Source organism: Paenarthrobacter sp. NPDC090520, from assembly GCF_044769205.1.
Classification (GTDB): domain Bacteria; phylum Actinomycetota; class Actinomycetes; order Actinomycetales; family Micrococcaceae; genus Arthrobacter.
Genome location: NZ_JBIVXM010000018.1, coordinates 84,888 through 94,296, shown reverse-complemented (window position 1 = coordinate 94,296; position 9,409 = coordinate 84,888). Strand labels below are relative to the sequence as shown.

Annotated in this window: 8 protein-coding genes and 1 rRNA gene; 6 read left to right on the top strand and 3 right to left on the bottom strand. The window is 63.4% G+C overall.

Going from position 1 to position 9,409, the window contains the following annotated elements:
• A 5S ribosomal RNA gene (rrf, locus tag ACIQTZ_RS18985) occupies nucleotides 1–92 on the top strand; the annotation flags it as partial.
• A gap of 239 nt (nucleotides 93–331) precedes the next feature.
• On the opposite strand, the gene ACIQTZ_RS18980 is transcribed toward rrf, so the two are convergent.
• The 3 genes from ACIQTZ_RS18980 to ACIQTZ_RS18970 are packed head-to-tail and all read right to left on the bottom strand — an operon-like array spanning nucleotide 332 to nucleotide 2,969.
• Nucleotides 332–1,165 (bottom strand): alpha/beta fold hydrolase, encoded by an 834-nt coding sequence (locus tag ACIQTZ_RS18980; protein WP_402982821.1) that lies wholly within the window; start codon nucleotides 1,163–1,165, stop codon nucleotides 332–334.
• A gap of 49 nt (nucleotides 1,166–1,214) precedes the next feature.
• Nucleotides 1,215–2,069 (bottom strand): alpha/beta fold hydrolase, encoded by an 855-nt coding sequence (locus ACIQTZ_RS18975; protein WP_402982819.1) that lies wholly within the window; start codon nucleotides 2,067–2,069, stop codon nucleotides 1,215–1,217.
• Nucleotides 2,070–2,078: 9 nt separating this feature from the next.
• The gene (locus ACIQTZ_RS18970; RefSeq protein ID WP_402982817.1) at nucleotides 2,079–2,969 is read right to left on the bottom strand and encodes an alpha/beta fold hydrolase; all 891 of its coding nucleotides are present in this window, start codon (nucleotides 2,967–2,969) and stop codon (nucleotides 2,079–2,081) included.
• A 56-nt stretch (nucleotides 2,970–3,025) separates the two neighbouring features.
• Between ACIQTZ_RS18970 and lysS the strand changes: the two genes are divergently transcribed.
• The 5 genes from lysS (at nucleotide 3,026) to ACIQTZ_RS18945 (ending at nucleotide 9,341) form a co-directional block, all read left to right on the top strand.
• Nucleotides 3,026–4,555, top strand: coding sequence for a lysine--tRNA ligase (gene lysS / locus ACIQTZ_RS18965; protein ID WP_400335084.1), 1,530 nt, complete (start codon nucleotides 3,026–3,028; stop codon nucleotides 4,553–4,555).
• Between the two features lie 2 nt (nucleotides 4,556–4,557).
• Entirely contained in the window at nucleotides 4,558–4,731 is a 174-nt protein-coding gene (locus ACIQTZ_RS18960) for a hypothetical protein (protein WP_397325475.1), read from the top strand.
• Between the two features lie 127 nt (nucleotides 4,732–4,858).
• Nucleotides 4,859–5,188 (top strand): Lsr2 family protein, encoded by a 330-nt coding sequence (locus tag ACIQTZ_RS18955; RefSeq protein WP_387439078.1) that lies wholly within the window; start codon nucleotides 4,859–4,861, stop codon nucleotides 5,186–5,188.
• A 357-nt stretch (nucleotides 5,189–5,545) separates the two neighbouring features.
• A complete protein-coding gene (locus ACIQTZ_RS18950) occupies nucleotides 5,546–8,038 on the top strand; it encodes an ATP-dependent Clp protease ATP-binding subunit (protein ID WP_397325474.1) in 2,493 nt (830 codons plus the stop codon).
• Nucleotides 8,039–8,120: 82 nt separating this feature from the next.
• Complete coding sequence (locus ACIQTZ_RS18945) at nucleotides 8,121–9,341, top strand: glycosyltransferase (protein ID WP_402982816.1); 1,221 nt, start codon at nucleotides 8,121–8,123, stop codon at nucleotides 9,339–9,341.
• Nucleotides 9,342–9,409 lie beyond the last annotated feature (68 nt).

Below are 9,409 nucleotides of genomic sequence, written 5' to 3'. Positions count from 1 at the left end.
CGCCCGGTCCCATTCCGAACCCGGAAGCTAAGACCCACAGCGCCGATGGTACTGCACCCGGGAGGGTGTGGGAGAGTAGGACACCGCCGGACAACACTTAACAGGAGCCCCGACCACGACGGTCGGGGCTCCACACCTTTAACACACCAAAAAACACGCACCACAGGCACCACAACAAGCAACCCGGCACGGATGCCCGGCACGGGAGTCGCGAGCGGCCAAACCGCGGATGGCCCCCACAACAAGAAGCCTGGCACGGGAGTCCGCGAGCGGCTAAACCGCGGATGGCCCCCACAACGAAACGCTGGAATCGTGGAGCCGCCTGGGTAACCTACCCGGAGAAGAACTCTGACAGCTCCGCGATCAGCTTGTCCGGAGCCTTGTTGGGCCCGTCGTGGCCGAAGCCCGGCAGGATGGTGTAACTCGAGCCGGAGAGAACGTCGTGAATCTGTCCGCAGGCCACGCCGAAGTATGCAGGGCTCTTTTCGCCCACCACAATCAGAGTCTCAAGAGGCAATGCCAGGAACGGCTCGGCCGGCATGTCAGCGGCGATCACGGCCTTGATCTCCCGGACGCCGCACGTCATGAGCTCACGCATCTGCTTGCCCAGGGGCGTACCGGCCGTGAGTTTCGTGGCGAGGGTAAGCATGGAGAGCGGCATGCGCGCGAAAGCGCCGCCTGTCTCGACTCCCTTGATCAGGACGGCGAGTCCGCGATCGTAGTCTCCCGCCGCCGTCGCGCGTTCGTATTCGTCCGTCCAGTCCGCCTTGACGCTCTGGTTGACGGAAACGGCGGGGTCGTACACGGCAAGGCGCTCGACGGGCAGCGTGCGTGCCGCGTGCAGTGCGACCGCGCCGCCAAAGCTGTGTCCGAACACATCGGTGCTGGAGGTGTGCTTCATGACAGCATCGAGGTCGCGGATATCGGCCTCCAGAGAGTAGTCCTCTGCCTGCGGTGAGGAGTCACCGCGTCCGCGACGGTTGAAGGTGTGAACGGGGCGGCCCAGCGCTTCACTGAGTTTCTGCGCGAATCGGGTGTAGTCGGATGCTGTCACCATGGAGGCAGGCACGACGACGACGCCGGAACCGGCGTTCTTCCGGTCACCTCCCGTAGTGAGTACCTCGAGGTGTCCGCCGTCAGCTGTGGTGATGATCTCGCGCGTCATGACTTGAGCCTAGCCGAGCCACCTGAACGACGGCCGGATACGTCGGGGATCAGCGCTTGAAGTAGTCCGAAATGTCATGGACCAGCTCTTTGACAGCTGCCGGAACAGAGCCATGGAACCCCCGCGGAGAGACTTCGAGGGTGCTGCCGGCAACCGCACGGTTCAGCCGTGCAGCAGTGACCTTGTAGAACTGAGGGCTTCTCTTCCCCACCATGAAGTGCGTGGTGGATGGCAGCACGGAAAAGTCCCTGGGCGTGGCATCGGCCTCGAAGGCGGCCTTCAGCTCGCCCACGCCGGAAGGCAGCAGTTCACGGAAGAGCTTGTTGACCTTGGTCCGCGAAACAACCGCCATGAGCCCTGCCAGGATCGGCTCGGGAACGCGTGCCAGCGCTGTTCCGGGCTGCATGCCACGCTTCATCCTTGCCATCGCCCGGCTCACGTCACCTGCGTCCACAGCGTCGGCGAATCCCGCCAGCCAGTCGGTGCTCATGCTGCCGTCGATGTTGACGGCAGCGTCATAGACAGCCAGCTTGGCAGGCTCGTGGTGTGTTCCGGCGAAGGCCATTGCAGCGTTGAGGGCTACGGATCCACCCAGACTGTGGCCAAGGATGTTCCGTCCGTCCGTGGCATCCATGATGGTGCGCACGTCCGCTATTTCGGTAGCCATGGAGTAGTTGTGCGGCTGGTCGGTGGACTTGCCTCGTCCCCGCCGATCGTAGACATCCACGGCCCAGCCGTCTCCGAGGCCCTTCGCCAGCGCAATCGAGAACGGACGGTAGATCAAGGCGGTCAGGAAGGCTCCGCCGATGACGATGACCCGGCGTTCCCCGGGAGCGTCTTCCTCGCCGTACGTATACAAGGCGAGTTTGCCGCCGTCGTGCGTCTTGATGTCGCGTTCCCTCACCGGATCATCCTAGGTGCCGACGGCCGCGTTAACGTGGTCACCGGACAGGAAACGGGCGATTCGCGTCGCGAGGCGCTTTCCGGGACGCAGGGGCCCCTCGTGGAATTGCAACGGCACAATGGCGAAGTCGATGGCCGGTACAGCGCCGGCTAGGATACGGCCGGTTTCGGCAAAGTAGGACGGACTCCAGCCGCCGCTGAGCATAAGGGTCGGCGTTTGCAGGGCAATGAAATCGTGCAGCGTGGCATCGGCGGCAAGGACTGCCCGCATCTCGGTGACAGCCGTGGGCAACAGGGACCGCATCTCCAAACCCAGCCGGGTCTGGGCGGAGATGATGCTCAGAACGCGCAAGGCGCCCATGGGCAGGTAGGAGATGGGTCCCGCTGTTCCCAGCCCTTGGACCAGGTGGGCCCAGGCGTGATCGAGTTGGCCTGCCGTGACCGCTTCTTCCAGCTCCGGACGCCAGCGGCCGTGGAGGCTTCCGGACAGGGAAACCGCCGCGTCGTAGGTCACCAGCCGGTTGATCCTGGTGCTCCGCGCGGCGTTGAGGGCGACGAAGCCGCCATAGCTGTGGGCCACGACGTCGGCCGAGCCGGTTTTTCGCAGCACTGCGGCGAGGTCCGCTACTTCCGTTTCAACCGAATAGCCCGGGGGCTGGGGGGCCGACTGTCCGCGGCCACGGCGGTTGTAGCAGTGGACGGGCCGCCCCAGCATGTGGCTGAGGTTCCGGGCGAAGGGCCAGTACAGCGAATCGGTCACCAAGGTGCCATGCACCATGACGACGCTGGCTGGTTCGGCAGGTGCCTTCGGGCCTGGAAGGGAGGCTGCGGAGAGCGGACGGAAGGTATGCACCTCCAGCTGCCCGCCGGCGTCGTCCGTTTCAACAGTCCACGTCTCCACAGCCCGAGTCTATGACCGGAAGTAGCGGTCCGTAATCGGCGGTAAACTTAAGGATTGTGACTTCCGCAAACACCTCCGCCCCGAACACCTCCGCCGAGCCTGTCGACGCCAGCGAGCAGATGCGCATCCGCATGGACAAGCGTGCCAAGCTGATCGAGCGCGGTGCGGAGGCCTATCCGGTGGGCGTTGAGCGGACGCATTCGCTGGGCGAAATCCGCGAGAAGTACGCACACCTTGAAGCTGACCAGACCACTGGCGACGTGGTGGGCGTTACGGGTCGCGTCGTGTTTGTGCGCAACACGGGCAAGCTCTGCTTCGCCACCCTGCAGGAAGGCGGCGTGGACGGCAAGGGCGTCCGGCTGCAGGCAATGCTGAGCTTGGCCAACGTCGGCGACGAAGCGCTTGCCGAATGGAAGGCACTGGTGGACCTCGGCGACCACGTATTCATCAAGGGCGAGGTTATTTCCTCCCGCCGCGGTGAGCTGTCCGTCATGGCCGATTCGTGGTCCATGGCTTCCAAGGCCCTGCGCCCCCTCCCCGTTCTCCACGCTGAGCTCAACGAGGAAACCCGCGTCCGCCAGCGGTACGTGGACCTCATGGTCCGCGATGAAGCCCGCGAAATGGTGTACAAGCGCGCGGCCATCACCCGTTCGGTCCGCGATACCTTGGACCGCCACGGCTACGTGGAGGTGGAAACACCCATCCTGCAACTGGTGCACGGCGGCGCGACGGCCCGTCCGTTCGAGACCCACATGAACGCCTTTGACCAGAAGATGACCCTGCGCATTGCCACCGAACTCTTCCTCAAGCGGGCAGTGGTGGGCGGAATCGACCGCGTTTACGATATGGGCCGGGTGTTCCGCAATGAGGGCGTCGACTCCACCCACAGCCCCGAATTCACCACGCTTGAATGCTATGAGGCGTGGGCGGACCAGTTCGTTATGGCCGAGCGCATGAAGGAAATCATCCTGAATGTGGCTGACGTTGTGGGCACGCGCACCATCCAAACGGATGCGGGCGAGATTAACCTCGACGGCGAATGGGCGTGGATTGCGGTATATCCGGGACTTTCCGAAGCCGTGGGCGTTGAAATTACTCCGGACACCACGGTGGACGAATTGCTGGCCATTGCCGCCAAGCACGAGGTCAAAGTGGATCCCAAGTGGGACGCCGAGAAGCTGGTTGTGGAATTGTTCGGCGAGATTGTGGAACCCACGTTGCTTAACCCCACGTTCGTCTACGACTACCCGCCGTCCGCACAGCCGCTGGCCCGCCCGCACCGCGAGGACGGCCGGCTGATTGAGGCCTGGGACCTGATCATTGGCGGTATGGAGCGTGGGACGGCGTTCTCCGAGCTGATTGACCCCGTGATCCAGAGGGAACGGCTGACGGAGCAGTCCCGCCGTTCCGCAGCCGGCGATGACGAGGCCATGCAGTTGGACGAGGACTTCCTCCGTGCCTTGGAATACGGCGCGCCGCCCATGGGTGGTATTGGATTGGGCATTGACCGTCTTGTCATGCTCTTTACCGGTGCCGGTATCCGCGAAACCATTCTCTTCCCACTACTCAAGCCAGAAGGTCACTGATCATGGAGTACATCGCCGTCCTGGCGCCGTCAGTAGTTGTTGGTTTGATCTTCTGGTTTGCCATGAAGGCCATATTCAATGCGGACAAATCCGAGCGCCAGGCGGAAGCCCGTGCGCAGGCTGAGGCGAATCTGCGCAATTCAGGTCCCGAAGCGGACGGGCCCGCCGCTAAATAGCCCGGAAATTGGCGGTCCAAAGCAGTAATCCACATATGCCTTTGACGTGTGTGCGTGCCGTGAACGATAATCAGGAATAGCAACATGGGGATTTCTGAATATCAACCCTCCAAAAGAGAGGCTACTCATGGCACAAAAAGTAAAAATCATCCTGGTTGACGACTTGGATGAAGGGGCAGCCGATGAAACTGTCCGTTTTGGCCTTGACGGTGTGAGCTACGAGATGGACTTGTCCACCGCAAACGCAGCTTCCCTGCGTCAGGCGCTTGAGCCTTACGTCGCCAAAGCCCGGAAGACTTCCTCTTCCGGCCGTGCCACCCGGGGCCGCGCTACGGCTGCGCGGAGCCAGGATTCGGCTCAGATCCGCCAGTGGGCACGGGATAACGGTTACACGGTCAACAGCCGTGGACGTATTCAAGCTGAAATTCAGGAAGCGTACCAGAAGGCGAATTCCTGATTCACCGCCTCTAAGCCCCGGCCTCAGTGCCGGGGCTTTGGTGTTTAAAACCTAATAGGCATACGGCGTGCCACCTTTTGCCGGGCAGCAATATTCCGGAGTCCTCCGGTGGCGCTTCAACCCGGGATCATTTGGGTACGTGGAATGCAGGGGGCAGGAACACCAAGCACCCGGATTGGTCCGATGGCCCGTGTGCAGGGCGGCGTGCTGCTCCGGGGCAGGGCCGGTTGGGGAACCGGGCAGGCACGATGATATTTATTCCGCAAGTACGTCATGTTTCCCCTGTGGCGAACACGCTCCAAAAGTCCCGCCCCGGCACGTAGCATCAAAGTACGTCGTAGCTAGGAGTGTGGCGAAATGTTTGAGAGATTTACGGACCGTGCCCGTCGCGTGGTCGTCCTTGCCCAAGAAGAGGCACGGATGCTCAATCACAACTACATCGGTACAGAACACATCCTCTTGGGTCTGATCCATGAGGGTGAAGGCGTTGCCGCCAAGGCTCTTGAGTCTCTGAGCATCTCGCTCGACGGCGTCCGCGAACAGGTTCAGGAGATCATCGGCCAGGGCCAGCAGGCTCCTTCCGGTCACATCCCCTTCACCCCGCGCGCCAAGAAGGTACTTGAGCTTTCCCTTCGCGAGGCTCTTCAGCTCGGCCATAACTACATCGGCACCGAGCACATCCTCCTCGGCCTCATTCGTGAGGGCGAGGGCGTTGCTGCCCAGGTCCTGGTGAAGCTCGGCGCCGACCTCAACCGGGTCCGCCAGCAGGTCATCCAGTTGCTGTCCGGCTACCAGGGCAAGGAAACCGCAGGATCGGGTTCCGGCCAGGGCCAGCAGGAAGGAACCCCCGCCGGTTCCGTGGTGCTGGACCAGTTCGGCCGCAACCTCACCCAGGCTGCCCGCGAAAACAAGCTCGATCCTGTGATCGGGCGCGAGCAGGAGATGGAACGCGTCATGCAGGTTCTCTCCCGCCGTACCAAGAACAACCCCGTGCTCATCGGTGAGCCCGGCGTCGGTAAGACTGCCGTCGTCGAAGGCCTCGCCCAGGCGATCGTTCGCGGCGATGTCCCGGAGACCATCAAGGACAAGCAGTTGTACACGCTTGACCTTGGCTCGCTGGTTGCCGGCTCCCGTTACCGTGGTGACTTCGAAGAGCGCCTGAAGAAGGTCCTCAAGGAAATCCGCACTCGTGGGGACATCATCCTCTTCATCGATGAGATCCACACCCTGGTAGGTGCAGGTGCTGCCGAAGGTGCCATCGACGCCGCGTCGATCCTGAAGCCGATGCTGGCCCGTGGCGAGCTCCAGACCATTGGTGCCACCACGCTGGACGAGTACCGCAAGCACATCGAGAAGGACGCCGCCCTTGAGCGCCGTTTCCAGCCGATCCAGGTCAAGGAACCCTCGGTTGCCCACGCGATCGAGATCCTGAAGGGCCTGCGGGACCGTTACGAGGCACACCACCGCGTGACGATTACCGACGGCGCCCTCGCCTCAGCCGCGCAGCTGGCCGAACGCTACATCTCGGACCGCTTCCTGCCGGACAAGGCGATCGACCTCATCGATGAAGCCGGTGCCCGCCTGCGCATCCGCCGCATGACCGCTCCGCCGGAGCTCAAGGCCATGGACGAGCGCATCGCTGACGTGAAGCTGGAGAAGGAATCGGCGATTGACGCCCAGGACTTTGAAGGTGCCGCTTCGCTGCGCGACAAGGAGCAGAAGCTCATTGCCGAGCGCGCAGAGAAGGAGCGCAACTGGAAGTCCGGCGGCATGGATGACATCTCCGAGGTTGACGAGGACCTGATTGCAGAAGTCCTCGCGAACTCCACGGGCATCCCGGTCTTCAAGCTCACCGAAGAAGAGTCCTCCCGCCTGCTCAAGATGGAAGAGGAACTCCACAAGCGCGTGGTCGGCCAGGACGAGGCCATCAAGGCCCTGTCGCAGGCCATCCGCCGTACGCGTGCCGGCCTGAAGGACCCCAAGCGTCCGGGTGGCTCGTTCATCTTCGCTGGCCCCACCGGCGTCGGAAAGACCGAGCTCGCCAAGGCCCTGGCAGAGTTCCTGTTCGGTGAAGAGGACGCCCTCATCACGCTGGACATGTCCGAGTACTCCGAGAAGCACACGGTTTCGCGGCTCTTCGGTGCCCCTCCGGGCTACGTCGGCTACGAGGAAGGCGGGCAGCTGACCGAGAAGGTTCGCCGCCGTCCGTTCTCCGTGGTCCTGTTCGACGAAGTCGAGAAGGCGCACGCCGATCTCTTCAACTCGCTGCTGCAGATCCTGGAAGACGGCCGACTGACCGACTCCCAGGGCCGCGTGGTGGACTTCAAGAACACCGTGATCATCATGACCACCAACCTGGGTACCCGCGACATCTCCAAGAGTGTCGCTACCGGCTTCCAGTCCGGCACGGACACCCAGACCGGCTACAACCGGATGCGTGCCCGGGTGACGGAAGAGCTCAAGCAGCACTTCCGCCCCGAGTTCCTCAACCGTGTTGACGACGTCGTGGTGTTCCCGCAGCTGACGCAGGACGAGATCATCGAGATCGTGGATCTCTTTGTGACCCGTCTGGAGCGCCGCCTGAAGGACAAGGACATGGGCATCGAGCTCACCAAGGCCGCCAAGGTCCTGCTCGCCACCCGTGGTTACGACCCCGCCATGGGTGCCCGGCCACTGCGCCGCACCATCCAGCGCGAGATCGAGGACCAGCTGTCCGAGAAGATCCTGTTCGGCGACATCCACACGGGCGACATCGTTGTGGTTGACGTCGAGGGTGAAGGTGACGAAGCCAAGTTCACGTTCGAAGGCAACGCCAAGCCGCGGATCCCGGAGATTGCTCCCACCGCGTAAGGCAGAGGCCTCATAAGCAGAGTGCCCCGCACATTCTCCTAGGAGTGTGCGGGGCATTCGTGTTTCCGGAAGCGAGGATTGAATGCGGATTTTGATGGTGGCTCCTGGTACGCGCGGAGACGTGGCTCCCATGGCTGGGCTGGGATCGGCACTGCAGGAACACGGTTTTGAGGTGGCCATAGCTGCGAACCCTGCCTATGGCCCGCTCGTTGTGTCGGCCGGCTGTGAATACAGGGCGCTCCCTGGGGACCTCACCCGCATCATCCAACGAACCGACTCGGCGGAGAGGCCCTCATTCAGGGATGTCCGGCACTCGTGGCATGCCCTTGGCGGCTACATGGAACAGGCGGCGAGGGGAACACTGGCCGCGGCCGAGGCGGGGGCGGACGTTATCCTGGCGAATTCGGTGGCGCCGTTTGCCTACGACATCGCCGAAGCACTGGAACTTCCCGCCATCGGCGCCCACCTGCAACCCGTGGAGCCGAGCGGAGCATATCCGCCTGTGCTGCTCGGTTCCGGCCGTGACCTCGGCGCCGTGGGCAACAAAGTGATTGGCAGAAGGGTTCTCGCCGGACCAGCCCCTTACGACGCTCCGGGTGCCAGGCTTCGCCGCGGGCTGGGCTTGCCCACGCTGTCCCGCCAAGCTGCCGACCGCCGTCGTCGGCGTAATAAGGCGACCACCCTCCATGGCATCAGTCCCACGGTGCTGCCCCGTCCGAAGGACTGGCACGCGGGGCTTGTCATGGCGGGGTACTGGTGGCCGCCGGGGGAACGCAACTGGCGGCCCGACCGGGCGTTGGCGGATTTCCTGGCGGCTGGTCCGGCCCCGGTCTTCATTGGTTTCGGCAGCGGTGCGGCAGTCGATGTGGAGCTCGCCATGGCGGCGGCACGGATTGCCGGAGTTCGTGCCGTCATCCAGGGCGGACGCGTTCACAGCGACGATGCAATCGGCATCGGCGAGGTCCCGCACGAGTGGCTCTTTCCCCGGATGGCTGCCGTGGTGCATCACGCGGGTTCAGGAACGACGGCGGCCGGCCTCCGTGCGGGGGTGCCTGCGGTATGCGTTCCCGTCTTCACGGACCAGCCTTTGTGGGCATCCCGCGTGGAGGCGCTGGGAGCCGGGCCGGAACCGGTTCCTTACAAGCAACTCACCGCGGCGCGGTTGGGGCAGGCCATTAAGGCGGCGGTCAGCACGCCGTCCTATGCTGCCCGGGCGAAAGCTGTGGCAGCAGCGATCGCCGGTGAGGACGGCGTGGCCCCCGTGCTCCGAACCCTCCGCAACATCCCAACCAGGTCGCATTAGTGCGCGTTTAGAGGCCTCAAAACGCGCACTAAAGCGACCTAGTTGGGGGGATGTGAAAGTAGTGTTTC

Bases quoted from the DNA above. Each gene is read 5' to 3' on its own strand.
- ACIQTZ_RS18980 (WP_402982821.1), bottom strand. From the start codon at position 1,165: ATGACGCGCGAGATCATCACCACAGCTGACGGCGGACACCTCGAGGTA.
- ACIQTZ_RS18960 (WP_397325475.1), top strand. From the start codon at position 4,558: ATGGAGTACATCGCCGTCCTGGCGCCGTCAGTAGTTGTTGGTTTGATC.
- ACIQTZ_RS18955 (WP_387439078.1), top strand. From the start codon at position 4,859: ATGGCACAAAAAGTAAAAATCATCCTGGTTGACGACTTGGATGAAGGG.
- ACIQTZ_RS18950 (WP_397325474.1), top strand. From the start codon at position 5,546: ATGTTTGAGAGATTTACGGACCGTGCCCGTCGCGTGGTCGTCCTTGCC.
- ACIQTZ_RS18945 (WP_402982816.1), top strand. From the start codon at position 8,121: ATGCGGATTTTGATGGTGGCTCCTGGTACGCGCGGAGACGTGGCTCCC.